The organism is Brevundimonas sp. (genome assembly GCF_965278935.1).
GTDB lineage: Bacteria > Pseudomonadota > Alphaproteobacteria > Caulobacterales > Caulobacteraceae > Brevundimonas.
Map to the genome: position 1 here is coordinate 2,060,025 of NZ_OZ257124.1, position 26,085 is coordinate 2,086,109.

At 67.4% G+C, this 26,085-nt stretch carries 33 protein-coding genes and 1 other RNA gene; 17 read left to right on the forward strand and 17 right to left on the reverse strand.

What is annotated here, in order from left to right:
- Positions 1-25 precede the first annotated feature (25 nt).
- Together ACQY68_RS10330 and ACQY68_RS10335 are read left to right on the forward strand one after the other, a co-directional pair.
- A complete protein-coding gene (locus tag ACQY68_RS10330) occupies positions 26-553 on the forward strand; it encodes a dihydrofolate reductase (protein ID WP_428149324.1) in 528 nt (175 codons plus the stop codon).
- Positions 554-570: 17 nt separating this feature from the next.
- A complete protein-coding gene (locus tag ACQY68_RS10335) occupies positions 571-891 on the forward strand; it encodes a YbjQ family protein (RefSeq protein ID WP_428149326.1) in 321 nt (106 codons plus the stop codon).
- A gap of 213 nt (positions 892-1,104) precedes the next feature.
- Here ACQY68_RS10335 and ACQY68_RS10340 read toward each other — a convergent pair whose 3' ends face one another.
- From ACQY68_RS10340 to ACQY68_RS10350, 3 genes are all read right to left on the reverse strand, one after another.
- Positions 1,105-1,833 carry a sterol desaturase family protein gene (locus ACQY68_RS10340; RefSeq protein WP_428149328.1) on the reverse strand — a complete coding sequence of 243 codons (729 nt, stop codon included), beginning with the start codon at positions 1,831-1,833 and terminating at the stop codon, positions 1,105-1,107.
- A gap of 98 nt (positions 1,834-1,931) precedes the next feature.
- Positions 1,932-3,029 carry an NADH:flavin oxidoreductase gene (locus tag ACQY68_RS10345; protein WP_428149330.1) on the reverse strand — a complete coding sequence of 366 codons (1,098 nt, stop codon included), beginning with the start codon at positions 3,027-3,029 and terminating at the stop codon, positions 1,932-1,934.
- A gap of 65 nt (positions 3,030-3,094) precedes the next feature.
- Complete coding sequence (locus tag ACQY68_RS10350) at positions 3,095-4,144, reverse strand: Mrp/NBP35 family ATP-binding protein (protein ID WP_428149332.1); 1,050 nt, start codon at positions 4,142-4,144, stop codon at positions 3,095-3,097.
- A 70-nt stretch (positions 4,145-4,214) separates the two neighbouring features.
- Here ACQY68_RS10350 and miaA point away from each other — a divergent pair, with 70 nt between their 5' ends.
- Positions 4,215-5,084, forward strand: coding sequence for a tRNA (adenosine(37)-N6)-dimethylallyltransferase MiaA (gene miaA, locus ACQY68_RS10355; RefSeq protein ID WP_428149333.1), 870 nt, complete (start codon positions 4,215-4,217; stop codon positions 5,082-5,084).
- Between the two features lie 460 nt (positions 5,085-5,544).
- On the opposite strand, the gene ACQY68_RS10360 is transcribed toward miaA, so the two are convergent.
- The 3 genes from ACQY68_RS10360 to ACQY68_RS10370 all read right to left on the reverse strand — a co-directional run bounded on the left by ACQY68_RS10360 (position 5,545) and on the right by ACQY68_RS10370 (position 9,044).
- On the reverse strand, positions 5,545-7,014 hold the full coding sequence (locus tag ACQY68_RS10360) for a TonB family protein (RefSeq protein WP_428149334.1): 1,470 nt from the start codon (positions 7,012-7,014) through the stop codon (positions 5,545-5,547).
- Positions 7,001-7,399, reverse strand: a complete 399-nt coding sequence (locus tag ACQY68_RS10365) for a BlaI/MecI/CopY family transcriptional regulator (protein ID WP_428149335.1) — start codon at positions 7,397-7,399, stop codon at positions 7,001-7,003. The genes ACQY68_RS10360 and ACQY68_RS10365 overlap by 14 nt, the downstream gene beginning before the upstream one ends.
- A 130-nt stretch (positions 7,400-7,529) precedes the next feature.
- Positions 7,530-9,044 (reverse strand): tetratricopeptide repeat protein, encoded by a 1,515-nt coding sequence (locus ACQY68_RS10370; protein WP_428149336.1) that lies wholly within the window; start codon positions 9,042-9,044, stop codon positions 7,530-7,532.
- On the opposite strand from ACQY68_RS10370, the gene ACQY68_RS10375 reads away from it, so the two are divergent.
- Positions 9,016-9,795: a hypothetical protein gene (locus ACQY68_RS10375; RefSeq protein ID WP_428149337.1), complete on the forward strand. Its 780-nt coding sequence runs from the start codon at positions 9,016-9,018 to the stop codon at positions 9,793-9,795. The genes ACQY68_RS10370 and ACQY68_RS10375 overlap by 29 nt on opposite strands.
- Positions 9,796-9,813: 18 nt before the next feature.
- Here the strand turns inward: ACQY68_RS10375 and ACQY68_RS10380 are convergent, their stop codons facing one another.
- Entirely contained in the window at positions 9,814-11,508 is a 1,695-nt protein-coding gene (locus tag ACQY68_RS10380) for a protein kinase domain-containing protein (RefSeq protein ID WP_428149338.1), read from the reverse strand.
- A 36-nt stretch (positions 11,509-11,544) separates the two neighbouring features.
- Here ACQY68_RS10380 and ssrA point away from each other — a divergent pair.
- The 3 genes from ssrA (at position 11,545) to ACQY68_RS10395 (ending at position 13,268) form a co-directional block, all read left to right on the forward strand.
- Positions 11,545-11,912: a transfer-messenger RNA gene (ssrA, locus tag ACQY68_RS10385) on the forward strand.
- Between the two features lie 68 nt (positions 11,913-11,980).
- Positions 11,981-12,466 carry an SspB family protein gene (locus tag ACQY68_RS10390; protein ID WP_428149339.1) on the forward strand — a complete coding sequence of 162 codons (486 nt, stop codon included), beginning with the start codon at positions 11,981-11,983 and terminating at the stop codon, positions 12,464-12,466.
- Between the two features lie 52 nt (positions 12,467-12,518).
- On the forward strand, positions 12,519-13,268 hold the full coding sequence (locus tag ACQY68_RS10395; protein ID WP_428149340.1) for a C13 family peptidase: 750 nt from the start codon (positions 12,519-12,521) through the stop codon (positions 13,266-13,268).
- On the opposite strand, the gene ACQY68_RS10400 is transcribed toward ACQY68_RS10395, so the two are convergent.
- Both ACQY68_RS10400 and ACQY68_RS10405 read right to left on the reverse strand, forming a co-directional pair.
- A complete protein-coding gene (locus ACQY68_RS10400) occupies positions 13,265-13,624 on the reverse strand; it encodes a RusA family crossover junction endodeoxyribonuclease (RefSeq protein ID WP_428149341.1) in 360 nt (119 codons plus the stop codon). The two genes, ACQY68_RS10395 and ACQY68_RS10400, sit on opposite strands and share 4 nt — an antisense overlap.
- Positions 13,621-14,235 carry a peptidylprolyl isomerase gene (locus tag ACQY68_RS10405; RefSeq protein WP_428149342.1) on the reverse strand — a complete coding sequence of 205 codons (615 nt, stop codon included), beginning with the start codon at positions 14,233-14,235 and terminating at the stop codon, positions 13,621-13,623. The genes ACQY68_RS10400 and ACQY68_RS10405 overlap by 4 nt, the downstream gene beginning before the upstream one ends.
- Positions 14,236-14,329: 94 nt before the next feature.
- Between ACQY68_RS10405 and fumC the strand changes: the two genes are divergently transcribed.
- Both fumC and ACQY68_RS10415 read left to right on the forward strand, forming a co-directional pair.
- A complete protein-coding gene (fumC, locus tag ACQY68_RS10410; protein WP_428152642.1) occupies positions 14,330-15,721 on the forward strand; it encodes a class II fumarate hydratase in 1,392 nt (463 codons plus the stop codon).
- Positions 15,722-15,725: 4 nt separating this feature from the next.
- Positions 15,726-16,412 (forward strand): phytanoyl-CoA dioxygenase family protein, encoded by a 687-nt coding sequence (locus tag ACQY68_RS10415; protein ID WP_428149343.1) that lies wholly within the window; start codon positions 15,726-15,728, stop codon positions 16,410-16,412.
- A gap of 239 nt (positions 16,413-16,651) precedes the next feature.
- On the opposite strand, the gene ACQY68_RS10420 is transcribed toward ACQY68_RS10415, so the two are convergent.
- The 3 genes from ACQY68_RS10420 to ACQY68_RS10430 all read right to left on the reverse strand — a co-directional run bounded on the left by ACQY68_RS10420 (position 16,652) and on the right by ACQY68_RS10430 (position 17,799).
- Entirely contained in the window at positions 16,652-16,972 is a 321-nt protein-coding gene (locus ACQY68_RS10420; protein ID WP_428149344.1) for a hypothetical protein, read from the reverse strand.
- Between the two features lie 55 nt (positions 16,973-17,027).
- Positions 17,028-17,420: a YccF domain-containing protein gene (locus ACQY68_RS10425; RefSeq protein ID WP_428149345.1), complete on the reverse strand. Its 393-nt coding sequence runs from the start codon at positions 17,418-17,420 to the stop codon at positions 17,028-17,030.
- A gap of 142 nt (positions 17,421-17,562) precedes the next feature.
- Positions 17,563-17,799 (reverse strand): DUF2171 domain-containing protein, encoded by a 237-nt coding sequence (locus ACQY68_RS10430; RefSeq protein WP_428149346.1) that lies wholly within the window; start codon positions 17,797-17,799, stop codon positions 17,563-17,565.
- Between the two features lie 65 nt (positions 17,800-17,864).
- On the opposite strand from ACQY68_RS10430, the gene ACQY68_RS10435 reads away from it, so the two are divergent.
- Together ACQY68_RS10435 and ACQY68_RS10440 are read left to right on the forward strand one after the other, a co-directional pair.
- A complete protein-coding gene (locus tag ACQY68_RS10435) occupies positions 17,865-18,041 on the forward strand; it encodes a DUF4169 family protein (RefSeq protein WP_428149347.1) in 177 nt (58 codons plus the stop codon).
- 2 nt (positions 18,042-18,043) lie between these two features.
- Positions 18,044-18,223: a hypothetical protein gene (locus ACQY68_RS10440; protein WP_428149348.1), complete on the forward strand. Its 180-nt coding sequence runs from the start codon at positions 18,044-18,046 to the stop codon at positions 18,221-18,223.
- On the opposite strand, the gene ACQY68_RS10445 is transcribed toward ACQY68_RS10440, so the two are convergent.
- Both ACQY68_RS10445 and ACQY68_RS10450 read right to left on the reverse strand, forming a co-directional pair.
- On the reverse strand, positions 18,220-19,134 hold the full coding sequence (locus tag ACQY68_RS10445; protein WP_428149350.1) for a DMT family transporter: 915 nt from the start codon (positions 19,132-19,134) through the stop codon (positions 18,220-18,222). The two genes, ACQY68_RS10440 and ACQY68_RS10445, sit on opposite strands and share 4 nt — an antisense overlap.
- Positions 19,135-19,236: 102 nt before the next feature.
- Positions 19,237-19,383, reverse strand: a complete 147-nt coding sequence (locus ACQY68_RS10450) for a hypothetical protein (protein WP_428149351.1) — start codon at positions 19,381-19,383, stop codon at positions 19,237-19,239.
- 73 nt (positions 19,384-19,456) lie between these two features.
- Between ACQY68_RS10450 and ACQY68_RS10455 the strand changes: the two genes are divergently transcribed.
- Complete coding sequence (locus ACQY68_RS10455; RefSeq protein ID WP_428149352.1) at positions 19,457-19,687, forward strand: ribbon-helix-helix domain-containing protein; 231 nt, start codon at positions 19,457-19,459, stop codon at positions 19,685-19,687.
- A gap of 36 nt (positions 19,688-19,723) precedes the next feature.
- Complete coding sequence (locus ACQY68_RS10460; RefSeq protein WP_428149354.1) at positions 19,724-20,440, forward strand: SIMPL domain-containing protein; 717 nt, start codon at positions 19,724-19,726, stop codon at positions 20,438-20,440.
- A 55-nt stretch (positions 20,441-20,495) separates the two neighbouring features.
- On the opposite strand, the gene ACQY68_RS10465 is transcribed toward ACQY68_RS10460, so the two are convergent.
- Together ACQY68_RS10465 and ACQY68_RS10470 are read right to left on the reverse strand one after the other, a co-directional pair.
- Complete coding sequence (locus ACQY68_RS10465; RefSeq protein WP_428149355.1) at positions 20,496-20,810, reverse strand: hypothetical protein; 315 nt, start codon at positions 20,808-20,810, stop codon at positions 20,496-20,498.
- A gap of 4 nt (positions 20,811-20,814) precedes the next feature.
- A complete protein-coding gene (locus ACQY68_RS10470) occupies positions 20,815-21,006 on the reverse strand; it encodes a hypothetical protein (RefSeq protein ID WP_428149356.1) in 192 nt (63 codons plus the stop codon).
- A gap of 146 nt (positions 21,007-21,152) precedes the next feature.
- Between ACQY68_RS10470 and ACQY68_RS10475 the strand changes: the two genes are divergently transcribed.
- The gene (locus ACQY68_RS10475; protein ID WP_428149357.1) at positions 21,153-23,492 is read left to right on the forward strand and encodes a UvrD-helicase domain-containing protein; all 2,340 of its coding nucleotides are present in this window, start codon (positions 21,153-21,155) and stop codon (positions 23,490-23,492) included.
- Here the strand turns inward: ACQY68_RS10475 and ACQY68_RS10480 are convergent.
- The gene (locus ACQY68_RS10480) at positions 23,489-24,640 is read right to left on the reverse strand and encodes a low temperature requirement protein A (RefSeq protein WP_428149358.1); all 1,152 of its coding nucleotides are present in this window, start codon (positions 24,638-24,640) and stop codon (positions 23,489-23,491) included. The two genes, ACQY68_RS10475 and ACQY68_RS10480, sit on opposite strands and share 4 nt — an antisense overlap.
- A gap of 119 nt (positions 24,641-24,759) precedes the next feature.
- On the opposite strand from ACQY68_RS10480, the gene ACQY68_RS10485 reads away from it, so the two are divergent.
- From ACQY68_RS10485 to ACQY68_RS10495, 3 genes are all read left to right on the forward strand, one after another.
- Positions 24,760-25,155, forward strand: coding sequence for a hypothetical protein (locus ACQY68_RS10485; protein ID WP_428149359.1), 396 nt, complete (start codon positions 24,760-24,762; stop codon positions 25,153-25,155).
- A 24-nt stretch (positions 25,156-25,179) separates the two neighbouring features.
- A complete protein-coding gene (locus ACQY68_RS10490; protein WP_428149360.1) occupies positions 25,180-25,584 on the forward strand; it encodes a hypothetical protein in 405 nt (134 codons plus the stop codon).
- Between the two features lie 62 nt (positions 25,585-25,646).
- Entirely contained in the window at positions 25,647-26,051 is a 405-nt protein-coding gene (locus ACQY68_RS10495) for a hypothetical protein (protein ID WP_428149361.1), read from the forward strand.
- Positions 26,052-26,085: the final 34 nt, after the last annotated feature.

The following is a 26,085-nucleotide window of genomic DNA, read 5'->3' on the forward strand; positions in this document are numbered from 1 at the left end:
ATCCCGTCAAAAGTGATCCAGCAGCTTGGCAGTTCCCCAGATTTCGCTCGTCGTCGCCCGGGCCCGGAACGGCGTCATCGGCATGGACGGCGACATGCCCTGGAAGCTGCGATCGGACCTTCAGCGATTCAAACAGATAACCACGGGCAAGCCCTGCATCATGGGTCGGGCGACGTGGGAAAGCCTGCCGCTGCGTCCCCTGCCCGGCCGGCTGAATCTGATCCTGTCGCGCGACCTGTCCTATGAGGAATCGGGCAAGGCCAAGGGGGCCGTCGTCGTCTCCAGCTTCGCCGACGCCCTGGATATCGCGCGCGAGACGGCCGAGGAGGATGGAGTCGACGAGGTCTGCGTCATCGGCGGCGCGGCCCTGTTCGAGGCCGCCCTGCCGCGCGCGAAACGGCTCTATATCACCGAGATCGAGGCGGAGCCGGAGGGCGATACCTTCTTCCCCGCCTTCGACGAATCCCTCTTCCGCGAGGTCGCCTCGGAGCGGCATGATGCGGGGGAGAAGGACGACCACGCCTTCGCCTTCCGCATCCTCGAGCGCATCTGAGACAGGAGCCGCCCGCCATGATGACCTCCACCACCAACGAGATCTTCGGCCACAAGGTCGTGCGCCACATAGGCGTCGTGCGCGGGATCACGGTCCGCTCGCGCAACGTCGTCTCCGACGCCATCGGCGGGGTCCAGTCGATGCTGGGCGGCCGCGTCGGCGCCTATGTGAAACTGGCCGAGGTCGGGCGGCAGGAAGCGTTCGAGCATCTGGTCGAACACGCGAGGGCGGCGGGCGGCAATGCGATCCTGGCGCTGCGGTATGACGCCACCGAGATCATGCCGGGCGTGACGGAAGTGCTGGCCTATGGGACGGCAGTGGTGGTGGAGCCTCAGTGAGGGCTTAGGGCTTAGGGCTTAGGGCTTAGGGCTTAGGGCTTAGGGCTTAGGGCTTAGGGCTTAGGGCTTAGGGCTTAGGGCTTAGGGCTTAGGGCTTAGGGCTTAGGGCTTAGGGCTTAGGGCTTAGGGCTTAGGGCTTAGGGCTTAGGGCTTAGGGCTTAGGGCTTAGGGCTTAGGCAAAAAGCGATCTGACCAAGACCTAAGACCCAAGCCCTACTCCCTTCTCTCAGGCATCGCATCCGTGCCGCACCGCTGGTCCCACCAACGGAAATAGAGCCCGTAGTTCGTCTTCATATGGGTGTGGTGGCGGCTGTGATGGGTCGCGGTGATCAGCTGTGAGCCGATCCGTCCCCGCACCCAGCGATCCGGCCACATCTCCCAGCCGCAGTGATTCATGACCGCCGTCGCCGTCATCACCGTCAGCATGACCGCCAGCATCCAGATGTTCAGCGGGATCACGAACGCCAGCACCGGAAGCAACCACGCCGTCAGCGCGGCTTCGGCGGGGTCGAAAGCGAAGCTGGCGAAGGGACTGGGATCGCGCGCCCGGTGATGCGCCGCATGCGCCCAGACGAACACGCGGCGGTCATGCAGGAGCCGGTGCGTCCAGTAGTAGTGCGTGTCCTGAACGATCAGCAGCAGGACGAAGCTGACGGGCAGCCACCAGAGAGGGTATGCGCCCGGATCGAGGTACAGCTTCGTTCCGCCGGCCTTCCAGGCCTCCAGCGCCACCGCCGCAGGGAAGGCGTAGATGGGTGTGGAGAGCAGGGAATATCTGATCTCATGCAGCATCAACCTGCGTGACGGCCGTTCGCGGTTCAGCCGGGTCCCGAGGCCTGACGCGCGGCCCCAGGTCAGCAACCAGACACCGCCCGCGACCAGCAGGTAACGCGCGCCGATGATCAGGCTGAGCCAGACGGTGGTGATCAGGACGGCGGTCATGAGGTGACTGGTGGCTGGGTGGCTGGTGACTGGTCGATCCTAGCCCACAACACGGACCGCACGTAGCTGAAACCAGCCACGAGCCACCAGCCACCAGCCTAGTGCAGCACCGCCATATGGCTGCGCTCGAAGTCAGTCAGGTCGTCCTCCCGGCCGTCGCGGACCTTGAGCACCCAGTTCGGATCGGCCAGCAGGGCGCGGCCGACGGCGATCAGGTCGAACTCGTCCCGCTCCATCCGTTCGATCAGGCCGTCCAGCGAGGCGGGTTTCGACCCCTCGCCCCGGAAAGCCGCCATGAACTCGCCGTCCAGACCGACCGACCCGACGCTGATCGTCGGCTTCTTGGTGATCATCTTGGCCCAGCCGGCGAAGTTCAGGTCCGAGCCCTCGAACTCCGGCTCCCAGAAGCGGCGCTGGGAACAGTGGAAGACATCGACGCCCGCGTCGGACAGGGGCAGCAGCCACTCTGCCATCTGGTCGGGGTTCTCGGCGATCTTCGCGTCGTAGTCCTGCTGCTTCCACTGCGACAGGCGGATGATCAGGGGGATGTCGGGGCCCAGGCCTTCGCGGACCGCCTTGACCACCTCGACCCCGAACCGGGCCCGTTCCGCGATCGACGGCCCACCCCAGCGGTCGCCGCGTGCGTTCAGCCCGGACCAGTAGAACTGGTCGATCAGGTAGCCGTGGGCCGAATGGATCTCGGCGGCGTCGAAACCGAGCTCACGCGATGCTCGCGCCGACTTGCCGAAGGCGGCGATGGTGTCGGCGATGTCCTCCTCGGTCATCGGCTCGTATTTTTGCTTGCCGGGCGCGACGAGACCCGAGGGGCTGTCGACCTGACCCAGAGGCTGCCACTCGGCGCCCTGGCCGCGCGCAGCGCCGACATGCCAGATTTGCGGCGCGATGAGACCGCCGGCGGCGTGGACCTCGTCCACGATGTTCTTCCATTCCGGCAGGGCCTCGCCGTGGAAGACCGGAACGGCCGCGTCGTTGCGCGCGGCGGGCCGTTCGACGACCGTGCCCTCGGTGATGATCAGTCCGACGTCGCCCTCGGCCCGGCGGCGGTAGTAGGCCGCGACGTCGGAGGTCGGGATGCCGTTCGGGGAGAAGGACCGGGTCATCGGAGCCATGACGATCCGGTTCGGGAGGGTCAGGCCCTTGATCGTGAAGGGCCGGAACAGGGTGTCGACGCTCATCGGGGGTCTCGCAGGGGGAGGACTGGAACCGGCAAGGTGGCCGTTCCCGTTGCCTTTGAAAACCCTCAGACCCCGAGTTTTTCCGCGACCCTCGCCGCCACGGCGTCGAACCGTCCCGCGATCTCGCCCGTGGACAGCGGCGCCCCCGCATCCCCTGCCTGACGCAGCGACGCGTCCAGCGGCAGGTCGCCGAGGAAATCGACGCCAAGCCGACCGGCCTCAGCCTCCGCCCCGCCGCGGCCGAAGACATCGCCAGACATGTTCTCGATCAGGCCCAGGGTCGGGACCTTCACGCGCTGGAACAGGGTGTGCGCCCGGCGCGCGTCGGCCAGAGCGACCTCCTGCGGCGTCGAGACAATCACCGCCCCGTCCAGCGGCGTCTTCTGGATCAGAGTCAGTTGCACGTCGCCCGTGCCCGGCGGCAGGTCGACGACCAGCACGTCCAGCGGCGCGGTCTCCGTCCCCCAGCGCGTCTGGGTCAGCATCTGGGTGATCGCCTGGGACGCCATCGGCCCGCGCCAGATCATGGCGTCGTCGGACCTGGTCAACAGGCCGACGGACATGGCCTTCATGCCGTGGGCTGTGTGGGGAACGATGGCGCCGTCCTCGTAGGCCGGCTGACCGGACAGGCCCAGCATGGTCGGCAGCGAAGGGCCGTAGACATCCGCGTCAAGGATGCCGACCGACAGGCCGCGCCGGGCCAGGGCCGCCGCCAGGTTCACGGCGACGGTGGACTTGCCCACCCCGCCTTTGCCGCTGGCGACCGCGAGGACACGGCGGACGTGGGCCGGGCGATCCGTCGGCACGGGGGCCTTCGCCCGCGTTTGTTCGACGGCGGCGGGCGACAGGGAGGCCTTGCGTCCGACGGGGGCGGTCTCGGCGGTCAGGACGACGGAGACGCGCGCCATCCCGGGCATGGCCTTCAGCGCCGCCTCGGCGGCGTCGCGGACGGGGGCCCAGGCGGCGGTGCGGTTGGCGGGGACCTCGATGACGAAGCCGGCGCGATCCTCGGCGACCATCAGGCCTTTCGGCACGCAGGCGTCGATCAGCCCCCTGCCCGTCTCCGGATCAAGGATGGCGTTCAGGACGGCTTCGACGGAGGCGCGATCGATCAAGGTCTTGTGTCCCGGTTGCAGGGGGCGGAGGCGCGTTCTATCGCCATCCCCCTGCCTGCGCGAGCGTCCCGTGTCCCGACCGTCCATCACATTGCTCGCCGGCCCGACCGCCTCGGGAAAGTCGCGCCTGGCGCTGGAGCGGGCCCGGGCGAGCGGCGCGGCCATCATCAACGCCGACAGCCAGCAGCTCTACGCCGATCTGCGCGTCCTGACCGCCCGTCCGTCGCGCGACGAGGAGCGGCTGGCGCCGCATCACCTGTACGGAACCGTCGATGCGGCGGAGGCCTGGTCGGTCGGCCGCTGGACCCGGGCCGTCACACCCCTGATCGACGAACTCGCCAGCCAGGGTCATCCGGTCCTGATCGTCGGCGGGACGGGTCTGTACTTCTCGGCGCTGACCAAGGGGCTGGCGGACATCCCCGACGTGCCGACAGAGGCCCGAGACGAGGCGATGGCGCTGTATGACACCGAGGGCGAGGCCGCCTTCCGCCTGCGCCTGACGACCTTCGATCCGCCCGCCGAGGCCGCCATCGAGAGCGGGGACCGTCAGCGTCTGACCCGCGCCTTCGCCGTCGCGCGCGCGACCGGACGGTCGCTGTCGGACTGGCAGGCCGGGACGACGCCTCTGTTGAAGCCCGGAACCTGTGACCGGCTTGTGCTCGAGCCGGAGCGGGAGACCCTCTACGCCAACTGCGACGCGCGGGTGCTGATGATGATGCAGGACGGCGCCGTCGAGGAGGTCGAGGCCCTGATCGCCCGCGACCTCGACCCGAGCCTGCCCGCCATGAAGGCGGTGGGGGTCCGCGAGATCGCCGCCTGGCTGGCCGGAAAGGCGACACGCGCCGAGGCCGCCGATACGCTGCAGCAGGCTACCCGGAACTACGCCAAACGCCAGCTGACCTGGTTCAGGAACCAGTGCCGGGACTGGGAGAGGGCCTAGGCGAAAGCAGAAGCTCAAACTGCGGTGACGGATGGAAACGGGGTAGCCATCTCGGCATCCTGCCCGCATAGATTGCGAAATGATCGTCTGGAGGACGCCATGAAATTGCGGGTCATAACGGGCGGACTTGTCGTCGTCTTTGGACTGGTAGCTGTTTCGTTTGGCGCAGCGTTCATCCGTGGCCCACTGCTTTTCTGGCCAGACCCCTTCGAGGCGGACGCGGTCCAACTCCATGCGATCGTCGTAGGGGTCGCCGCGCTCGTTATCGGGGCCGTCACCATCGCGTCGGCACTGTGGAGACCTGGCTCGTCCGAAACCTAGTATCGCCAGTTGCAAATATCCGAAGCGCCTCTTGGCTCATCGAACCATCAACGCCGCCAGCCGCGGCGGAGGCACTACGCCAGCCCCCTGACGGGATTGGGCCAGGGCCTGACGGCGAGCGCCGCCAGGCCCTGTCCGGTTACTCGGCCCTGATCGTGAAGCGTACGGAGAACCGGACCGTCCCACCGACCCCGGCGCCATCGACACTACGGGGTGAAAGCCGCGCACTGCCTGCGGCTGCCACAGCAGCGGCGCCGTAACCCGCGCCGACGGGATTCTCGTTGACGACCGTACAGGCGGACACATGACCGTCGGCTTCCACCGTGCAGGACAGGTCGGCCTGCCCGCTGGTCAAGCCCTGCTCGAGAGCGGCGGCGGGATACGACGGCATAGGGTGCTGCACCCAGCTCGGATTGGTGATCACCCGCGGCTGGATCTGGGCGACCGGGACGGGTGCGGCACGCGGGGCTGGTTCCGCATTTGATGCGGGCGCGACGATCGCTTTCGGAGCGACGGACGGCGTGACTCGCGTGGGGGTGGCGACCGCGCGGGGCGCCGGAGCCGGCCGGCTCGCGGTGACGACCGAAACAGGCGGCGGCGCGGCCACGGCCTCTCGCTGAACCGCGAGGGCGAGCGAGCTCGTACCGGCGACGGCCGCGACGGCGACACCCAGACCGAGGACGGTCAGGCGTTGGCGAATCCCCGAGGTCGGGACCGGGGACAGGATGGCTTTCAGGCGACGCATGACGAGTATCCTTCTGCTGCTGGTAAACGTGAGTGCGGGCGCGTCATCGCCCTTGGGCGAGGCGCGAAGCGCGTCGAGGAGAGAGCGGGCGTAGAGCCTGCGGACGTCTTCGCCGGCCTGAGCGAGGGCCGCGGCGTCGCAGGCCTCCTCGCGGGCGGCCGAGCGATGGTCGCGAATGATCCGGAGGATCGGGTTGAACGCCAGGACCGCGAGGAGCGCCTCCTCGATCCACAGGGCGCGATGATCGCCGCGTTTGAGGTGCGCCAGTTCGTGCGCGCAGACGGCGCGCAGGGCTTGCGGATCGGGCGCTTCGAGAAGGCTGGCGGGCAGGACGAGGACGGGCCTGAGCAGTCCGGCGATCAGGGCCTCGCCTCCGGCCGCGCGGATGCGGACATCCGGGGTGGGCGCGCCCAGACGACCGGCCGTGTCTTCAACGATCCGTCGGATGGCGGGCGAGGCCTCGCCCGAGGCGCGGATCAGGCGATGCAGGCGCACCGTGCGCCTCGCAAGCCAGATAACCCGGATGACAGCGAGCAAGCCGGCCAGGGCGAATACGCCGAAGGCCAGAGGTTCGCCGATGGGGCCGACGGCGGCGCCCTGCTGGACGATGATCTCGATCATGGCGGGGGCGACTGCCGGGCCTTCGAGCTCGATGGGCGTTGCGAAGGTCGGCGGCGGGAGGAGCAGCGCGGCTCCGACGAGGACGATCGGCAAGGCGGGAAGATAGAGGGCCATCGCCCAGGCGGTCTCGCGCAGCACAGGATCGGGCGTGCTCGCCTCGAACAGCCGCACCAGCCCGTATGCCGCGCCGGCCAGAAGCAGCGAGAGCCCCAACGACAGGGCGAGGAGTTCAGGCGTTCCCATCGCCCGCCTCCCGCTTCGGCGCGTTCAGCAAGGCTTCCAGTTCGGCGATGTCCGCATCGTTCAGAAGCTGGCTGCCGGTGAAGGCGGCGGCGGGCAGCGCCTCGTCCATGTCGAGCAGGGCCGAGAACCGCCGCATCAGCCCGGTCAGGACCTCCACCTTGGGCCGGGCCTGGGAATAGACGGCCACACCATGCACATCGCGGCGCGACACCAGGGCCTTGGCTCTCATCCGCTCCAGAACGGTGCGGGTGGTGGACGGGGTCCAGTCCATCTGGACCGCGATCCGGTCATGCACCTCTCGCGACGACAGATCGCCGTCGCGCCAGAAGCATTTCAGGACCTCCAGTTCGGCGTCCGTGGGGGTCGGCGTTTCGGTCTGCGACATGTCGGCTCCGCATTTGTCGTGCAGACGCTACAATTGTCGCTCAGGCACGTCAATCGTCGCCTTTCAGCGCCCGCCGCGGAGGCGACGACCTGCGCCACCCGCAACAATGCCAAACGCTAGCTGACCTGGTTCAGGAATCAGTGTCGGGAATGGGCGCGCTTTTAACCGCCGTAGCGCTTTGACCCGCCCCCATGCCTCTGACGCGTCTCCACCATCCGGTCAGCCTGCCGGCGATCCCCTGAGAAGACTGCGGATCGCGGACCAGGGTTTCCCGACGATAGGCCGCCAGCAGACGCGGATACTGATCGTCCCCGGGCGCCAGCGCGACAGCGCGCTCCGCAGCGGCGATGGCACCCTGATAATCGTCTGCGCACCACAGTTGCAGCGCCGCCCAGCTATGGAGGTGAGCGAAATGCGGAAGGGCCTCGAGCACCTCGCGCCCGATCGCCACCGCTTCGGCATAGCGACCCGCGGCGAGCAGACTGTCCGCGTAGTGGACCAGACAGGTCGTGTCCCGGCTGTACAAGGCGACCAGATCCTCCAGAAGGCGGATGGCGTCTTCGTGCCGTCCGTCCCGCGACAGCAGTTTTGCGAGATTGGCCATCGCGATCCCGTTGTTCGGACTGACAGCCACCGCGCGTTCCGCCAGCGCCAGGGCAAGACGCGGCCGGTGCGGGGGCTGGGCCGCCGCCAAGGTCGAGACATAGACGCCGCTGGTCTTGCGCAGCCGCCGCGTCCTCTGCCTGACGTCGGCGATATCGATCTCGCCGGACAGGGTTTCAAAGAGCAGAGGCTGGAGGAGCCCGGCCTCCGCCAGGAAGGTGGTCGCCGGATGGGCCACATGTCGAAGCGGGAGCGGCTGAAACGCGATGTCGCCCGCGATCCGGGCGGCATGTCGGCCATCGTTGCCGGTGGGGTCGAACACAACGACCGGCCGGACACTGCACGAGATAGGCCCATCGATCTCCGGCAGCCAGGCGATCCGGCGGCTGTCTTGCAGCCAGCGATCCTCGAACGGGGCCTTGGCCGGATCGATCGAATACTGCGGGGAAATAGCCAGGACCGCGTGCGCTCCCGCGGCGTCGGCGAACCGGATCGCGGCATACCCGCCCATGCTCGAACCATAGGTCAGGACGCGATCAGCGCCGGCGACCGCCTTCCGCACCGCCTCCATCGCCTTCGGCATTTCAGGATACTGGTACCAGTCCTCTCTCACCCCCATCACGTGGATGGCGGAGAGTCCGACCGCCTGGAGAAACGCCTCGCCAAAGCCTGACCGCTCGAACCCGTGGCCGATGCTGTAATGGTCGAAGGTCACGACCCAGCGCGTCGTGTCCGAGGCGGGAATGCTGCGAACGACGACATTGTCGGTGCGATAGAGGTCCTGCATTCCAACCCCCACACGCCGGCCAATCCGCTCAGATCGTTCGTCGAGGACCCGGGTCGCCGGTCTGCCGCAGCTTGTTGACGCCGACACGATCGCCAGCCTTGGTTGATCGTGAAATGCTCCTTTTTGCAAGAGCCGTCGAGCAGCGCATCCGCTGATATCCCGCCTTTCACCCGCAGCCTCGCCGACATAGGGTCTTGCCCGCAGGGTAGAGACGTCGGACGGAGAAATGACGATACTCGCGCTCTTGGCGGCCATTCTCTTCCAGGCGTCCGGCACGCCCTCCGAGGCGCCGACGCTGGATCAGGTCAGGACCTGGACGGCGCCGCAGGCGGCCGAACGGCTCATCCCTGCTCCGATGTTGTCCAGTGTCGTCGGCGGCTGGTTTCGCGCCGGCGGGCCGCCCGGCAACTACACAGGCTACTGGTGGGGAGCGGCAGAGCCCGTCGGCGAGGGCCTGTGTCGGCGATCCTCCTATCAAGCGAGACTGAGCCCGATCATGGTCCAGAGCGCGACAACCGCGATGCAGGTCACGCTGGAGACGGTTGCGCAGTTCGCGCCCACATATCCCCGCGAGGCCACGCGCGATATCTGCGACGCCCAGACGGGCTGGATCGGAACCCGGCCGGAGGACGAGACGATCAAGCGCGACGCTCTTGTTCGCCTTGCCGAGGCCATGCGGTTGGCGGCGGCGGACGAGCCGCTGCCGTTCGAGCTGTCCTGCGAGAGCACCAGCCCACGTCCCTGCCCCGGAGCCCGCGCGGCCCTGGCCAGCCTGCCGTTGTCAGCCCTGTACGACGCCCGCCCCATGACGGACCGCTATCGGGAGGAGCCGGTCGTGAACGGGGTGCGAAGCCGATACGCCCTGCCACCTTCGCAGGGAGTCTATCCGTCGGTTGAGATCGCGATGGGGCCAGACCAGGACAGGGACTCCTGGTTCGTCACCCTGCACGGACGCGAACGCGTCGAGCGTGTGACGATCCGCCGGGCGATGGTGATCTATCACTAGACCGCAGCCGGGATAGATTCACCCCACCATCAACGACGCCAGCAGCAGCACCAGCAACAGCGCGCTGACTCCCTGCCAGAAGCGCACCGGCTCCCGTTCCATCAGCGACAGTTCGCGTCTCGGGGGGACGGCGACGGCGCTGCCGCTTTCCAGAACGTGGATCAGTTCCTCGACGTCGGCGAACCGGTCGCCGGGCTCGACCGCCAGCGTGCGCAGGATCGCCGCCTCCAGCCAGGCGGGCATGTCGGGGCGGTGTTTCGAGGGTCGGGTCGGCTTCTCGAACCTCATGCGATTGAAGTCCTCCTCCTGGCCACTCGGATAGTCGCCGGTGAAGATGCGGTAGAGGGTCACGCCCAGTGCATACTGGTCGGTCAGGGCGTCGCCCTTGTTGCCGGCGTACATCTCCGGCGCCTTGTAACCGAGGGTGCCGGGGGTCTCGGCCTCGGCGAATTCCTCGATCCGGGGCAGGCGCGCGACGCCAAGGTCGATCAGTTTCACGCCGCCGCTGGTCTCGAGGATCATATTGTCAGGCTTGATGTCACGGTGGGTGATACCCAGCCGGTGCAGGGCCGCCACGCCGCGCGACAGGCGGATCGATAGATCCACACCCTTGGGAATATCAAATGGTTCGTCGGCGATCCTCGCGTGCAGGGTGCGGCCGACGTAGAGGGGCTGGGCGATGTAGAGGCGGCTCTGGCGACCCATGTCGAGTGTCAGGGTCTTGCCGACGAACGGGCTGTCGATGCGGCGGCCGATGAAGCTTTCACGCAGGAAGGCGCCGCGGGCGCCGCTCTCGGACAGCAGGGCAGGCTTGGGAAATTTCAGTACCACCGTGCCGCCGCCCTCCTCGTCCTTCGCCACGAAGACGCGGGTGTATTTGCCGTCGGACAGCAGCCTCTCCAGCCGGAAGCGGTCGACGTTGTCCCCGACGGTCGGCGGCGGCTCGATGGCGAGGCCGGCCGCCTCGGCACCGATCGCGTCCTGATCCACCGCCCCGATACGGATGACGTCGATGACGATGGCGGTGGCGTTGTCGCGCGTCTCCTCCTCGCCGGCCTTGTCGACGATCGCCTGGGCGTCGGCCTCGGGCGAGGCGCGGCGGGCCAGCAGTTTCTGCAGCTCCTCCTCCGACACCACGCCGTGCACGCCGTCCGTGGTCAGCAGCAGCCGGTCATGCGCCTTCAGCGTGACCGCTCGCACGTCGAGCCTCAGGTCCGGCTCGATGCCGATGGCGCGATAGAGCACGTGGCTCAGGCCGGGCTGGGCCAGCACATGGTCCTCGGTCAGTCGTGTCAGGACGCCGTCGCGGAAATGCCAGGCGCGGCTGTCCCCGACGTGCAGGGTCGTCGCCTCCCGTCCGCGCATGACCAGGGCGGTGAAGGTCGTCGCCGCGCCCGCCATCTCCGGGTCGGACCGCCCCTTGGCGTGGAGCCAGCGATTGTAGCCCGACAGGGCCGCCACCCCGGCCGCCGCGACGCCCTTCAGCGGGCTCTGGTCCAGATAGCCGTCGATGAAGGTGCGGCCCGCCAGTTCCGAGGCCACCCTGCCCGCCTTCGACCCGCTGACCCCGTCGGCGACGATGGCCAGCATGCCGTGAAGGGCCTGTTCCGAGGGCGTGCCGAGGTGCACGGCGCCGAAATCCTGATTGTCCTTGCGCGGCCCCAGGGCCGTGGCGAACCCCGCCGCGATCTCCAGCCTGCCGTCCGCGTCCATGGTCGATCCCCCTGTTCGCGAAGAGACTTCACTTCGTAACTTGGATGCAAGGGGATGTGGCCCTATATTGGTCTTGCCGGGGCTTGCCCCGGATATGGCGATAAACGCGCTTGTAATAAGCGGACCGGACCCGGGTGCGATTCCCGGCGGCTCCACCATCTCTTCCTCCGCGTTATCGGCGGGATAGCATGGGGCCGACTAGCATCGACGGACGTGTAAAGAAGACTGCTTTCGCTCGTCCTGGCCCACCGTATCGGGCCATTTTCTAACTGCGAACGATAACTTCGCTGGAGAAGTCCGCCTCGCCGCGTAATGCGGTTCGGTTGATTTCGAATCTTAAGTCCTAGGGGTTCAGATCCTTAGGCGGGGCCGCCAGGGGGCCTGCCAACAGAACCCCTGGCACTTTCCTTACAAGCCATCTTCCTTGCATCGTCCTCCCCGGCTATCTGTCGCGCCGCTAGCGAGGGTTTCCATGGCTGAAGACGCGCCGCCGATCGACGAGATGCAGTACGAGAAGCTCGCGCAGGACGCCCTGCGCGGGGTGATCCGCTCCGCGCTCGAACGCGCCGCCAGCCCCTCGGGCATTCCCGGCGCGCACCATTTCTATGTGACGTTCAAGACCCGCGCGCCCGGCGTGTCCGTGCCGCCCGACGTCGTCGCCAAATACCCCGACGAAATGACGGTGGTGCTGCAGCATCAATACTGGGACCTCGCCGTCGAGCACGACCTGTTCTCCGTCATGCTGAAGTTCGGCGGCATGCCCAAGGTGCTGACCGTGCCCTATACGGCCGTGACCCGGTTCTACGACCCGAGCGTCCAGTTCCTGCTGCAGTTCGAGGCTCCCGAGCCCGTGCCGGAACCCGTCGCCGAGTTGCCGACACCGCCGCGTACCGACACGCCGCCCTCCGGCGACGACGGGCCCAAGGTGGTTTCGCTGGACCAGTTCCGGAAAAAGTAGGCTTTTCAAGCCGCACGCTCGCGCTAAGCTTTTCCCAGTCTGGGAGGGCCGCGTGCTGAGATCCGCCGTCATCGTCATCCTGTTGTGGTTCGCGGGCGGCGTCGCCCACGCCCAGACGCCGAGCCGTTTCGACGGCTGGGCCGCCGCCATCGTCGCCGCCGACTGGCGCACCAGCCATGGCGATCCGATCCGGGCCTTCGACAACGCCCGGCGAGACCTGACCTCGGGCTTCCTCGCCGCCGGCTTCCCGCGCGCCGACATGTACGACGCCACACTGCGGCCCGACGTCACGCCCGTCACCACGGCGGCGGAGGCGGTCCAAAGCATGCGGTCGGCGACTCTGCGCGCCACCCGCGGCTGCTTCCTCTATTTCACGTCCCACGGCGGACCGGAGTTCATGGTCTTCGGGCCGGACCAACAGCTGACCCCGACCGGCATGGTCACCCTGGTCCGCGAACTATGCCAGGACCGGCCCACCGTCGTGGTCATCTCGGCCTGCTTCTCCGGGATATTCGTCGACTCGCTGGCCGCGCCCAACCGGATGATCATGACGGCAGCGCGGCGCGACCGGTCGTCCTTCGGCTGCTCGGAGGACGCGACCTATCCCTATTTCGACGCCTGCGTGATCTCGTCCCTGCCGACGGCGAGCGACTTCATCGCCCTGGCCAACGCCACCCGGGCCTGCGTCAAGGCCCGCGAGGAGGCCGAAGGGCTCGCCCCCGGGTCGGAGCCACAGGTCTCGATCGGCGCCGGCATGCAGTTGCTGCTGCCGACCCTGCGGTTCACCCACCCGCCGGGTTAGGATTTCCGCGGAAACGCCCGGATCGTGATCCGCTCGCGCTCGCCCTCGCGCCGCTCGACCAGCAGACGCGCCACCTGGGCGTCGTCGTGGAACAGATAGCCCTTGATCGCGTCCAGCAAGGCCTTGGCCAAGTTGTCGAGATCCATCCACGGCGGATCGCCGACATGCTCCATGACGATCTCGACGACGAAGTCGCCATAGGCCGGCCGCGAGCCGCGCCATTCCTTGCGGAAGAACTCGTAGACCAGCGGCTTGTAGTATTTCGCCTGGGTGGTCAGGCCGTCGATCATGACGACGACGGCATCGCCCTCCTCGCGCGCCCGGACCTTTCCGGAGACAATCCAGCCGTCGTTCACGAGCGGCAGGCCGTCGGCAAGACGGTGGCCAAGGTGGCGGCGCCGATGAGCACCGGGCTCGTCAGCTGCTCGTCATGGGCCGGCGCCGAATGGATCGCCTGGATGATCTCCATGCCCGAGACGACCGAACCGAACGCCGCGAAGCCCTGACCGTCCGGATTGCGCCCGCCCCCGAAGTCTAGCGCCGGCGTGTCCTTGACCACGATGAAGAAGCTTGAGGTCGCCGTGTCCGGGCCGTCGCGCGCCATCGAGATCGCGCCCGCCGAGTGACGCAGGCCCGTATCGAGCGTTCGCTCCAGCGTGATCGGACCCAGGCCAGGATCGTCGCTTCCGGCTGTTGTCGCGGCCTGGATGACATCGATCGGATTGGGGTTGTCGTTGGTCTCGGCCACGACCGTGCGGAAGAAGCTGCCTCCCGCATAGCGGCCTTCCTGGACATAGCGCAGGAAGTTGCAGGTCGTGATCGGCGCATGCTCGGCGTCGAGCCGGACAACGATGTCGCCCAAACTCGAATGCAGGATGACCATGGCATGGTCGGCTTGGGCTGAAGCCGGTCCGGCCGCCAGAATCGTAGCCGCCAGAGCTGCGGCCGTACTTTTGATCACGCTCATCCTGGCCTCCGTCGCCCCGGCCGCTTGCCCGGCCATTCCCTCGTGCTACACCGCCGCGCATCCTCCCGCCACGCCTGACGAAAGCCTTGCCGCGATGACCTCGTACCGCACCGAAACCGACACCTTCGGCCCCATCGAGGTCGACAACTCGAAATACTGGGGCGCCCAGGCCCAGCGCTCGCTCGGCAACTTCAAGATCGGCTGGGAGAAACAGCCCCTGCCCGTCGTCCGCGCCCTCGGCATCGTCAAGCGCGCCGCTGCCGAGACCAATATGGCGCTGGGCAAGCTGGACGCGACCGTCGGAAACGCCATCGTCGCCGCCGCCAACGAGGTCATCGAGGGCAGGCTGAACGACCACTTCCCCCTGGTCGTCTGGCAGACGGGCTCGGGCACCCAGTCGAACATGAACGCCAACGAGGTGATCTCGAACCGCGCCATCGAGATGCTGGGCGGCGAGATGGGCTCCAAGAAACCGGTCCACCCCAACGACCACGTCAACATGAGCCAGTCTTCGAACGACACCTATCCCACAGCCATGCACGTCGCCTGCGCCGAACAGGTGGTCAACGACCTGCTGCCGGCCCTGAAGCACCTGCACGCTGCGCTCGACGCCAAGTCCAGGGCCTGGGCTCACATCATCAAGATCGGCCGGACGCATACGCAGGACGCCACCCCCCTGACGCTGGGCCAGGAGTTCGGCGGCTATACCCAGCAGGTCGCGAACGGCATCGCCCGCATCGAACAGACCCTGCCGGCGCTGATGGAGCTGGCCCAGGGCGGCACCGCCGTCGGCACGGGGCTGAACGCTCCCATCGGTTTCGCCGAGAAGGTCGCCGAACAGATCGCCGGCATCACCGGCCTGCCCTTCATGACGGCCCCGAACAAGTTCGAGGCCCTGGCCGCTCACGACGCCATGGTCTTCTCGCACGGGGCCATCAACACGGTGGCGGCGTCCCTGTTCAAGATCGCCAACGACATCCGCTTCCTGGGCTCCGGCCCGCGGTCGGGTCTGGGCGAACTGGCCCTGCCGGAGAACGAGCCGGGGTCGTCGATCATGCCCGGCAAGGTCAATCCGACCCAGTGCGAGGCCCTGACCCAGGTCTGCATCCAGGTGTTCGGCAACAACGCCGCCCTGACCTTCGCCGGCTCTCAGGGGCATTTCGAGCTGAACGTCTTCAACCCGGTGATGGCCTACAACTTCCTGCAGTCGGTCCGGCTGGTGGCGGATGCGGCGATCAGCTTCACCGACAACTGCGTCGTCGGCATCGAGGCGCGCGAGGACAACATCGCGCGCGGCCTGAACAACTCGCTGATGCTGGTCACCGCCCTGAACGGCAAGCTCGGCTACGACATCTGCGCCAAGATCGCCAAGACGGCGCACAAGAACGGGACGACCCTGCGTCAGGAGGCCGTCGGCGGCGGCTATCTGACCGACGCGGAATTCGACGAGGCGGTGCGGCCGGAGAAGATGATCTCGCCGGGATGAGGCTATGACGACGGCATGTGAACTGGATTTCGGTCGTGACGGGGCGCTGCATTTCAGCGGCGTTCTGAGCGCGACCGAAGCGGCAGCGCTGGCCGCCAGGATGGAGCCCCAAATCACCGGACGGCCGGGAACTCGTCTGAAGGTCGAGCCGGGTGTAGGGGCGATCCTTGCAGCCGACGGCGCCGTAGGGCGGATCGCAGCGGGGTTGATCGGTTCTGCAGCCATGCCGGTTCGCACTTTGCTGTTCGACAAGAGCCCGGACACCAACTGGATCGTCGGCTGGCATCAGGATCGGACCATTTCCGTGCGCGAACGGCACGAGACGCCCGGCTTCGGCCCGTGGTCTACCAAGGACGGTGCCCTTCATGTCGCGCCCCCGATAGAGGTTCTGGAAGGGATGGTCACGCTGCGACTACATCTGGATCCCGTGGACGCGGAGAATGCACCTCTGATCGTGGCCATGGGCTCTCACCGGCTCGGATATGTCGCGGCCAATCTCGCGGCAGAGCGGGCGGGCGAAGGCGCCACCCTCATCTGCGAAGCCGAGCCGGGCGACGTCTGGGCCTATTCCACTCCAATCCTGCATATGTCAGCGCGATCCTCCGGCGACCGGCGGCGACGGGTTCTGCAAATCGACTATGCGGCCGTGCCGTTGCCCGACCCTCTGGAATGGCGGGGAGTCGAGGCCTGACCGCCCTCATCCGCCCGTAATGGATCGAGGCGCTGTTCGAGCGGCGCGAGGGTGGGACGAGGGCGTCTATCCGGTCAACCTGCTAGCTGTCAGGTCGCTGCACAGACTGAAATTCCACCCGAAGAGACCGACCTTGATCGCATCGAGTACGAGGACACCGACCACTACCAAGTCACGAAAAGCTTCTTGACCCGGCGCGAGATCTGCTGGACGTCCTTCCCAAGGACGATTGATCGGTCTTATTCGCCGCCTCGCGAGCCGGGCGCGTAGATCCGGCCCCGGTTCGAGTTCTGGACGTCCAGCCTCTGGGCCAGGGCGCGTGACTCCCGGCGACGCTGGTCGCGGTGCTCGACGGTCATGCAGATTCGCGACGGCATGCGGCTGCCCACGATCGTCTCCGTGCGACAGATGACGCGCGGCTCCTCGGGCTCTGCGACCTCGGCCTGCGTCTCGACGGCGGGAAGCTGTGTGGCCGGTTCAGCGGCGGCCGGTTCCCGGGCGGGGGAACCCGCCTGAAGCCAGAACGCCAGCGAAACGGCGAGGACGGTGGACACCAGCATGGCGGACTCCTGTCACAAGACTACGCCGCCAAATTCCTCCCCGGCCGCTTTCGGGTCAAGGCTTGTCGCGGATCGTCGCGCCGACCGGGGCCAGGGCCAGCTTGGCCAGCTCCAGATCCTTGAGGGCGAAGGGGATGCCGATGATGGTGATGGCCTCGGCGAAGGCGATCAGCAGGTGGGACAGGGCGATGTACCAGCCGGCGAACAGGAACCAGATGATGTTCAGGCCCACGCCGAAACAGCCGATGCCCTTACCGTCGGCCTCGCCGCCCCAGACGACCTCGCGACCGAACGGCCAGAAGGAATAGCTGGCGATCCGCCAGGCCGCGAAGCTCCACGGCAGGCCGACGACCGTCAAGGCCAGGACCGCGCCGCCGATCAACCACAGCAGGCCTGAAATCCACCCGCCGAGAATGAACCACAGGATGTTCAGGATCAGTCGGATCACGCGCGTCTCTCCCCGTCGGCGGTTCGCCGACCGCACATAGATAGGCGAAAGGCCCCGCCGATATCAGCGGGGCCCTCGTGAATTCGTAGTAACCCGCCTCAAGCCGGGAGCGACCGCGTCGCGACCATAGCGGTAGCGGAATCTAGTGCTTCTCGGTCCACTGGGCTTTGGCCTCGTCCTGGGTCAGGCTCAGGCGGACCTTGTCGTCGTCCACATAGTCGACCCAGCTGGTAGGGATGTAGTGGTGCTTGAAGCCTCCGGCGAGATCGAGCTTGGCCAGTTCGATCTGGTCGCCGTTGACGTGGTCGACGCGACCGACGTGGCCGCCGTCCGAGCCCACGACTTCGAGGTGTTCCTTGATCAGGGTGAGGTCTACCATCGGGTGTCTCCTGTCGAATGGTGAGACCCTGAAACGCCGCTTGCTGCAGCCGGTTGCGAGGACCGATGGCCGAGATCGTCAATCTGAACCGCGCCCGGAAGGCTCGCGACAAGGCCGCCGCGAAAGCCGGCGCCGCCGCCAATCGCGTCACGCACGGCCTGACCAAGGCCCAGCGCGAGGCCGCGAAAGCGGAACGGGAGCGGCTGTCGCGGCTTCTGGATCAGACCAGGATCGAGGACTGACCATGGGCGCGACCTACACACCGGGGACCTCGTCCCGACCCCGCCACGGCCTGATCGCCCTGATCGCGATCCGGCAGGCGAAGGCCATGCGGGAACGCCGCGAACAGGAAGCCTCCGAGCGCGAGGCGAAGACGGCGGAGAAGGCCGAACCGAAGCCGAAAAAACGCGGCTGGTTCCGCTAGACCGCCTTCGGCGCCCGGATCAGCAGGGCCTGTCCGGCCAAGACCAACAACAGGCCGATCAGAGCCGTCCAGCCGAACCGCGCATCCTCGAACATCACCGACACCAGCATGGCGATCGGCGGGGTCAGGGCCGAGATGTAGCTGGCCAGGGCATAGCCCCGCGCCCGGGCCACGGCGAAATAGACGAGGAAGGCCACGACCGATCCCAGGATCGACAGGTGGGCCAGAGAGATCAGGTATCCGGGCGACAGGTCGATGGTGAAACGCGCGCCGGTGACCAGTCCGTGGAGGACCAGCATTGCCGTTCCGTAGGCCATGGCCCAGCCGGTCTGGGGCAGGATCGCCGTTCCGAGTTGCTGGCCCTTCCATGAGTAGTAGTTGCCGATCGCCGAGCTGCTCACCGCCAGAACCGCCAGACCGATGCCGGTCAGGGCGCGGGCGTCGAACCCGGCGCGCATGGCCTCTCCGCCCGACAGGACCGCCACCCCGACGATGCCGAGGGTCGCGCCGATCCAAGCCTCGCGCGACGCCTTCTGACGCACCACGATGCGGAACAGGACGAGGTTCAGGAAGGCCAGGGAGGCGAAGACGACGGCCACGATGGCCGAGGTGACATGCCCCTCGGCCGCATAGGTGAAGGTGTAGGAGATGGCGAAGACGAACGCCCCCTGCCCCAGCGCCGCCAGATGCTGGCTGCGGGTCAGTTTCAGCGAGCGGCCCGTCGCCGCGCAGCCGACGAGGATGATCAGAGCCGCCAAACCGAACCGCCAGGTCAGGGAGGCGACGGGATCGACCACGCCTAGCTGCCAGGTGATGGCATACCAGGTCGTGCCCCAGATGATCGCGCAGATGGCGACGCCGGCGACGGCCAGAACGCCGGCGGAAGGCCTGCGCAGCTCGGATAGGGTCAAGGCGGGCTCACGGAACACGGGGGGAGAGGATTGTCCCGGATGCGCTCCCGGCGGGAGAGGTGCAACACCGATCCCCACGACTGCCGACAAGTCCGGCTTATGTCAGGCGCGCAGCTTCAGCGCCGCGCGATCCGCCGTTGGCGCGGCGGCGTAGACGGTGGGCGGATCGATGCCGAATCGCGTCCGCGCCATCTCCAGTGGCTTCAGGACCGGGAACTCGTCGGGATCGACAGCGGCGTCCATCGTCATCGAAAACTTCCCGCGAAGTCGGGTATCCTGTCGCGACCGACTCTTCGTTCCAAACCACCTCGCCGGAGACCTCGTGCTCAAGAAACGCTCCGTCGTCCTTGCCGGCCACGCCACCTCCGTGGCGCTGGAGCCTGAGTTCTGGGCCGTTCTGGACCGGATGGCGGAGGGGCGCGGGCTCAGCCACGCCGGCTTCCTGACCTGGGTCGACGAGACGCGCGGCCGCCGTCCCCTCGCCTCCGCCTGCCGGCTTCTGGCGCTGGACTTCGCGGCGTCAGAAAGGGTCATTGGCGAACGCCGAATTTAAGGCGCAGCCTGAGCTCCTCATCCTGGAGCAACCGCCGTGCAGATCGACCGCAGCCTCATCCCGCCCGCCATCATCGGCGGCCTCATCGCCATCGGCCTGATCGGGGCCGGGATCGCTGTCGGCGGGGGCGTGGTCAACGCCAACACCGGCAACCGCCAGGTCACCGTGCGCGGCGTCGCCGAGCGGAATGTCACCGCCGATCTGGCCATCCTGTCGCTGCGCTTCACCGTGGCCGGCGAGGAACTGCCCGGCGTCCAGGCCCAGATCGACGGCGACCTGACCAAGGTCCGCACCTTCCTGCGGGCCCAGGGCTATGGCGACGACATCATCACCATCGGCCGTCTGGAGGTCACCGACACCCAGTCGCAGAGCTACGCCCCGTCCGACGGCACGCCCCACTATATCGTGGCCCAGAGCGTGACGGTCCGCACCACGGACGTCGCCCGCGTCGCCCAGACCGAGCGCGCCCTGAACGACCTTGTTCGTCAAGGCGTCCTGCTGGACTTCACCGCCCCGACCTATGTCTTCACCAAGCTGAACGACGTCCGGCCGACCATGATCGCGGAGGCGACGGCCTCGGCCCGTTCGGGCGCCGAACAGTTCGCCAAGGATTCCGGCGCTCCGCTCGGCCCGATCAAACAGGCAACCCAGGGCTCGTTCGAAATCCTCGCCCGCGAGGACGTCGACAACGAATCCACCTCGCTGGACAAGCGCATCCGTGTCGTGGCCACGGTCACTTACCAGCTACGCTAGGCCGTCCCGGAACAGAAGAACGCCCGCCGGGTCATCCTGGCGGGCGTTTTCATGGTCAGTTCGAAGGCGCCGGGCCCGGCGACGGCAGGGTCGGTGGCTCGACGTTCGGAAGGTCGGGCATCTTCGGCGCCTCGGGCAGAGCGGGCAGGTTGACGTCGACATCGACGTTGGTGTCCGCCGCATCCCGCGCCGCCATGCCTCCGCCATTCCAGACGAAGAAGGCGATCACAGCCACAACGACCAGCAGGCCGCCGACGATGAAGGCCATGGCCCCGCCGCCGCCCCGCCGCTCAGGCTGGACGTTGACGGTCGTCTGACGCGGAGGCTCGACGACAACGACGCGTTCGGGGGGCATGTTCGGATCGGTCATGCGATCAGCCCGCCTTCGGGACGGCCGGCGCTTCGACCGAAGGCAGGTTGACGTCGACGTTCACGTCCCGGGTGTCTCCACCCATGCCGCCACGTGCGAAGACGAAATACGCCACGATCGCCAGGACGACCACGACGGCCCCGACGATGAAGGCGAGGCCCGTATTGCCGCCGCCGCTGCTTGTGTTCTCAGCCATTGGTTTTCCCTCTTGGTAGCTTCCCCTGAGCCGACGGAACACCGGTCACGCTTGCCGGTTCCGGTGGCGGACAGGAGCGAGGGCCTGACTTTGCCTCATGTGCTCATTATGTTCTCCGAATCCCGTCTGCCTTCGAGACCGCCCGTTTGACCGACTCCCTTCCCGCCCCCCGCATCTCCGACCTCGCGCGCTCGCGCGGTCCCGGCGGCGTCACGCATGAGACGCCCGACTATCTGAGCGGTCTGAACCCCGAACAGCGCGAGGCCGTGGAGACGACCGAAGGACCGGTTCTGGTCCTCGCCGGCGCGGGCACGGGCAAGACCCGCGTCCTGACTACCCGCCTGGCCCACATTCTGGCGACCGGCCGCGCCCGGCCGTGGGAACTGCTGGTCGTCACCTTCACCAACAAGGCCGCGCGCGAGATGCGCGAGCGGATCACCCATCTGATCGGCCCGTCGGCCGAGGGGCTGCGCTGGCTCGGCACCTTCCACTCGGTCGCAGCCCAGATCCTGCGCCGGCACGCCGAACTGGTGGGGCTCAAGTCCACCTTCACCATCCTGGACACCGACGATCAGGAGCGGCTGCTGAAACAGCTGCTCGAGGCCGCCAACATCGACACCAAGCGCTGGACGCCCAAGTCGCTGTCCGGCCTGATCGACCACTGGAAGAACCGCGGCTGGAGACCCGATCAGCTCCCGCCGGGCGAGGACTTCGCCAACGGCAAGGGCCAAACCCTCTACGCAGCCTACCAGTCGCGATTGGCGACATTGAACGCCTGCGACTTCGGCGACCTGTTGCTGCACAACCTGACAATTCTGTCGAAACACGCTGACATCGCTGAGGAATATCGCAAGCGATTTCGCTACATCCTGGTCGACGAGTATCAGGACACCAATGTGGCCCAGTATCTGTGGCTGCGGCTGCTGACATCCTCGACCGGCAACGTCTGCTGCGTCGGCGACGACGATCAGTCGATCTACGGCTGGCGGGGCGCCGAGGTGGACAACATCCTGCGGTTCGAGAAGGACTTCCCTGGCGCCAGGATCGTCAAGCTGGAGCGCAACTACCGCTCGACCAGCCATATCCTGGGCGCGGCGTCCGGCCTCATCGCCGCCAACCGCGACCGGCTCGGCAAGACCCTTTGGACCGAGGATCAGACCGGCGACAAGGTGCGGGTTCGCGGCGTCTGGGACGGCGAGGCCGAGAGCCGGCTGATCGCGGACGAGATCGAGACGGCGAAACGGGACGGCATCGAATACAAGGACATGGCCGTCCTTGTTCGCGCGTCGTTTCAAATGCGCGCCTTCGAGGAACGGTTCGTACTGCTGGCCATCCCTTACACGGTCATCGGCGGGCCGCGCTTCTTCGAGCGCGCCGAGATCCGCGACGCCCACGCCTATCTGCGCCTGATCCAGTCCGAGGACGACGACCTGGCCTTCGAGCGCATCGTCAATGTGCCCAAGCGCGGCATCGGCGACACCTCGGTTCAGAAGATCCTGCAGATCGCCCGCCACAACGGCGTCTCGGCGATGACGGCCGTGCGCGATCTGATCACGTCGGACGAGCTTCAGGCCCGCACCCGCACGGCCCTGTCGACCTTCGTGCGCGATCTCGACCGCTGGCGGGCGCTGGCGGCCGACACCCGCCACTGGCTGCTGACCGAAACGGTGCTGGAAGAGAGCGGCTATGTCGACATGCAGAAGGCCGACCGCGTCACCGGTCCGACCCGCCTCGACAACCTCAAGGAACTGACCCAGGCGATGCAATCGTTCGAGACCCTCGGCGCCTATCTCGAACACGTGTCACTGGTCATGGATCTGGATCGCGGCCCGTCGTCGGACGCAGTGCAGATCATGACCCTGCACGGCGCCAAGGGGCTGGAGTTCCCGCTGGTCTTCCTGCCCGGCTGGGAGGAAGGCGTCTTCCCCAGCCAGCGCAGCATGGACGAGAAGGGCGAGAAGGGTCTGGAAGAGGAACGCCGCCTCGCCTACGTCGGCGTGACCCGCGCCAAGTCGGACGCGCGGATTTCGTTCGCCGCCAACCGTCTGGTCTACGGCCGCTGGACCTCGCAACTGCCCAGCCGCTTCGTCGATGAACTGCCCATCGCCCACGTGGAGGCGCAGAGCGACACCGGCTACTACGGCGCCTCGGCCGGCATGAAGGAGGCGAAATCCCGCTGGGACGAGACCCCCGTCTTCGGCGCCGGCTACACCTCCCCCGGCTGGCAACGCGCCCAGGCCGTCACCGCATCGCGTGCGCCCGGCGCCCGCCCCGCCCGCAACACCGTAATCGAAGGCGAAGGCCGGCTGGTGGCGACCGCCGACCCCAAATCCGGCTCCGGGTTCGTGAAGGGCCAGCGCGTCTTCCACCAGAAATTCGGCTACGGCTCTGTGCGCGTGATCGAAGGCAACAAGCTGACCGTTGAATTCGAAAAGGCCGGCGAGAAGAAGGTCATCGACACCTTCGTGGAGAAGGCCGGCGACTAGGCCTCTCTTAGCTTCACGAGCGTCTCCCACGCCGCCACCGCGACCATCACCGCCGTCGTCATGGCCGCCAGCCCCAGCGGCGTGGTCATCGGCACGACGAGCCACAGCGCCGCCAGCGCCACGACCCCGACCACCCTCGGCATCGCCAAGGTCTCGAACACCGCCAGCTTGGCCAGCAGGCCGCCGATCATGAACAGGAGCGGACCGCCGATCAGGACGGCGGCGGCCTCGGGCGCGACGTGCCCCGTCGGATGCATCAGGGACAGCTCGTCGCCGACGGCCGTGACGATGATCCCGGCGACGATCAGGATGGGGCAGTAGGTGTAGGCGCGGCGGGCCAGCTTGCCGGGGTCGGCGGCCTTTTCGATAACCTCGGACGCGGCGTCGTGCGAGGCGCTGAAATAGAGCCACCACATGGCCAGGGTGCCCAGGAAGGCGACGGCAGCGGCCCAGACCACCTCGGGCGTCCAGGTCAAGCCAGCGAAGGTCGCGCCGGTCACCAGCACCGACTCGCCCAGGCAGATGATGACGAACAGCCCGACCCGCTCGGCGATGTGGCCGCCCTCGACCGTCCAGTCTGCGGTGACGGCGCGGCCCAATCCGGGCACACGATAGGACAGGGCCGGCGAGACATATTCGATCGCCAGCGCCGCGAGCCAGAACCAGAGCCGGGTCTGCCCCTCCGCCAACCCGCCCGCGATCCAGAACACGCCGGACAGCGACACCCAGCACAGGATGCGCCGGAAGTTCTGCCGCAGGACGACATCGCCGCGCACCGCCCACAGCATGAACAGCGTCCGCCCGACCTGAATCGAGACGAAGGCGACGGCGAACCACAGCCCCTTCGCGCCGAACGCCTCGGGCAAGGAGGTCGACAACAACAGCCCCGCCCCCATCAGGGCGAACAGGGCGATCCGCACGGGGATCCGCTCGGGGTCGAGCCAGTTGGTGACCCAGCTGGTGTAAATCCACGCCCACCACACCGCCGCCGCCGTCATCGCGGCCTGCAGCGCACCCAGAGGCGTCAGGTGGGCCAGAAGGGTGTGGGAAATCTGGGTGATGGCGAAGACGAAGACGAGGTCGAAGAACAGCTCGACGAACCCTACCCGCGCATGATGGCCGTCGCGTCGGCGCAGCAGGCTGGTCATGGAACGTCCCCCGTTTCGATCGCGACCCTGCCGCGCCTGACGCCCCTCGTCCAGCGCCCCCTTTTCACGGCCCCGGTTTACGATCATGCTGGATATTCAACAGCCTGGGGAGGCTCGCCATGTCTCGGATTATCGCCATTGGCTTGTCGGCTGTAATCCTCGTCGCCTGCAAGCCGGCGACGCCCACCGAGGCGGCTACGCCCCAGGCATCTTCTGCCCCCGCGCCCGCCGCTTTCGACTACGCCGCCCACGACGCGCTGGATGACCGATGGATCCAGGTTTCGGACAAGCCAACCGACCCAATCGACGAACTCGACTGGCGCGAGGTGCATTGCAACTACCTCGCCGGTGAAATGAGCGGCGACGTCGAGATCGACAACCAGATAGACGCGCGACTGAAAGAGCTTCGTTGCTTTAGCCAGGACGAAGACGCCCTGGCGGTGAAGGCGGCCAGTGCGGGCGACCCCGCGGCCCTGGCGCGTCTCGAAGTCTATTTCGCGCGGAACGCCGGCTGATCGACGCCTCGCCCCAAAGACACCATGCTCCGTATCGCCGCCGTCTGCCTGATCATGACAGGCCTCGCCGCTTGCGGGCCTGTCGCCGAGCCTGCAGTCGCGGTAGAGCCGGCCTCCCCTGCTCCGGGCGTGCCGGTTACGGTCTCAGCCGCAGACGCGGCCTGGCAGGCCGAGGTCGATCGGTTCCTGGGCGTCAACATCCAGCCGTCAGAGCCTGTCGATGCCGTGGTTTGGCGCTCGGTGCGCTGCGCGTTCCTCACCGGAGAGGTCGGCGCCGACAACTCCGCTCAGGATCAAGCCATCAAGGCCCGCATGAACGAACTGCGCTGCGGAAGCGAACTGACCGGCGAAATCAGGGAACTGCGAGAGACGCTGGCCGGTGATCCGACCGCCGTCGCGCGCCTCGACCTGCTGCTGGCGCGCGGCTGACCTTCCCAAGGTCGGGCTTTCTCGCCACTGTCATCTCTCAATCTGGTGAAGGAGGGTCAGCCATGTCCCGTATTCTCATTCTCGGCCTGACCGTTCTGGTCCTTGGCGCCTGCAAGCCGGTCGCCCAACCGGCGGCGCCGGCCGAGCCCGCCGCACCGGGGGCGCCCGTGGCGGCCCTCTCGACGGAAGACGCGACCTGGACGGTGCTCCAGGATCGCTACGACCCGATGGAAACCGCACCCGCCGATCCGCTCGCGGCCCTCGAATGGCGCAGTGTAATGTGCGACCACTTCGCCGGCGAATTCGGCGGCGACAACTCGGAGCGCGACCGCCAGGTCAACGCCCGCATGGACGAACTGCGCTGTGGCGACGAGCTGACGGCCGAATTGCGCGCTCTGCGCGGAACGCGGGCCGGCGATCCGGATGCGGTCGCCCGCCTTGACGTGCTGCTCGCGCGCCTCGGCTAACGCTTCGTTAGCGGCGATGGCCGACCCTGCGGGT

Bases quoted from the DNA above. Each gene is read 5' to 3' on its own strand.
- ACQY68_RS10335 (WP_428149326.1), top strand. From the start codon at position 571: ATGATGACCTCCACCACCAACGAGATCTTCGGCCACAAGGTCGTGCGC.
- ACQY68_RS10340 (WP_428149328.1), bottom strand. From the start codon at position 1,833: ATGACCGCCGTCCTGATCACCACCGTCTGGCTCAGCCTGATCATCGGC.
- ACQY68_RS10345 (WP_428149330.1), bottom strand. From the start codon at position 3,029: ATGAGCGTCGACACCCTGTTCCGGCCCTTCACGATCAAGGGCCTGACC.
- ACQY68_RS10360 (WP_428149334.1), bottom strand. From the start codon at position 7,014: ATGGGAACGCCTGAACTCCTCGCCCTGTCGTTGGGGCTCTCGCTGCTT.
- ACQY68_RS10365 (WP_428149335.1), bottom strand. From the start codon at position 7,399: ATGTCGCAGACCGAAACGCCGACCCCCACGGACGCCGAACTGGAGGTC.
- ACQY68_RS10375 (WP_428149337.1), top strand. From the start codon at position 9,016: ATGACGATACTCGCGCTCTTGGCGGCCATTCTCTTCCAGGCGTCCGGC.
- ACQY68_RS10370 (WP_428149336.1), bottom strand. From the start codon at position 9,044: ATGGCCGCCAAGAGCGCGAGTATCGTCATTTCTCCGTCCGACGTCTCT.
- ACQY68_RS10380 (WP_428149338.1), bottom strand. From the start codon at position 11,508: ATGGACGCGGACGGCAGGCTGGAGATCGCGGCGGGGTTCGCCACGGCC.
- ACQY68_RS10390 (WP_428149339.1), top strand. From the start codon at position 11,981: ATGGCTGAAGACGCGCCGCCGATCGACGAGATGCAGTACGAGAAGCTC.
- ACQY68_RS10405 (WP_428149342.1), bottom strand. From the start codon at position 14,235: ATGAGCGTGATCAAAAGTACGGCCGCAGCTCTGGCGGCTACGATTCTG.
- fumC (WP_428152642.1), top strand. From the start codon at position 14,330: ATGACCTCGTACCGCACCGAAACCGACACCTTCGGCCCCATCGAGGTC.
- ACQY68_RS10415 (WP_428149343.1), top strand. From the start codon at position 15,726: ATGACGACGGCATGTGAACTGGATTTCGGTCGTGACGGGGCGCTGCAT.
- ACQY68_RS10420 (WP_428149344.1), bottom strand. From the start codon at position 16,972: ATGCTGGTGTCCACCGTCCTCGCCGTTTCGCTGGCGTTCTGGCTTCAG.
- ACQY68_RS10430 (WP_428149346.1), bottom strand. From the start codon at position 17,799: ATGGTAGACCTCACCCTGATCAAGGAACACCTCGAAGTCGTGGGCTCG.
- ACQY68_RS10435 (WP_428149347.1), top strand. From the start codon at position 17,865: ATGGCCGAGATCGTCAATCTGAACCGCGCCCGGAAGGCTCGCGACAAG.
- ACQY68_RS10440 (WP_428149348.1), top strand. From the start codon at position 18,044: ATGGGCGCGACCTACACACCGGGGACCTCGTCCCGACCCCGCCACGGC.
- ACQY68_RS10450 (WP_428149351.1), bottom strand. From the start codon at position 19,383: ATGACGATGGACGCCGCTGTCGATCCCGACGAGTTCCCGGTCCTGAAG.
- ACQY68_RS10465 (WP_428149355.1), bottom strand. From the start codon at position 20,810: ATGACCGATCCGAACATGCCCCCCGAACGCGTCGTTGTCGTCGAGCCT.
- ACQY68_RS10470 (WP_428149356.1), bottom strand. From the start codon at position 21,006: ATGGCTGAGAACACAAGCAGCGGCGGCGGCAATACGGGCCTCGCCTTC.
- ACQY68_RS10480 (WP_428149358.1), bottom strand. From the start codon at position 24,640: ATGACCAGCCTGCTGCGCCGACGCGACGGCCATCATGCGCGGGTAGGG.
- ACQY68_RS10485 (WP_428149359.1), top strand. From the start codon at position 24,760: ATGTCTCGGATTATCGCCATTGGCTTGTCGGCTGTAATCCTCGTCGCC.
- ACQY68_RS10490 (WP_428149360.1), top strand. From the start codon at position 25,180: ATGCTCCGTATCGCCGCCGTCTGCCTGATCATGACAGGCCTCGCCGCT.
- ACQY68_RS10495 (WP_428149361.1), top strand. From the start codon at position 25,647: ATGTCCCGTATTCTCATTCTCGGCCTGACCGTTCTGGTCCTTGGCGCC.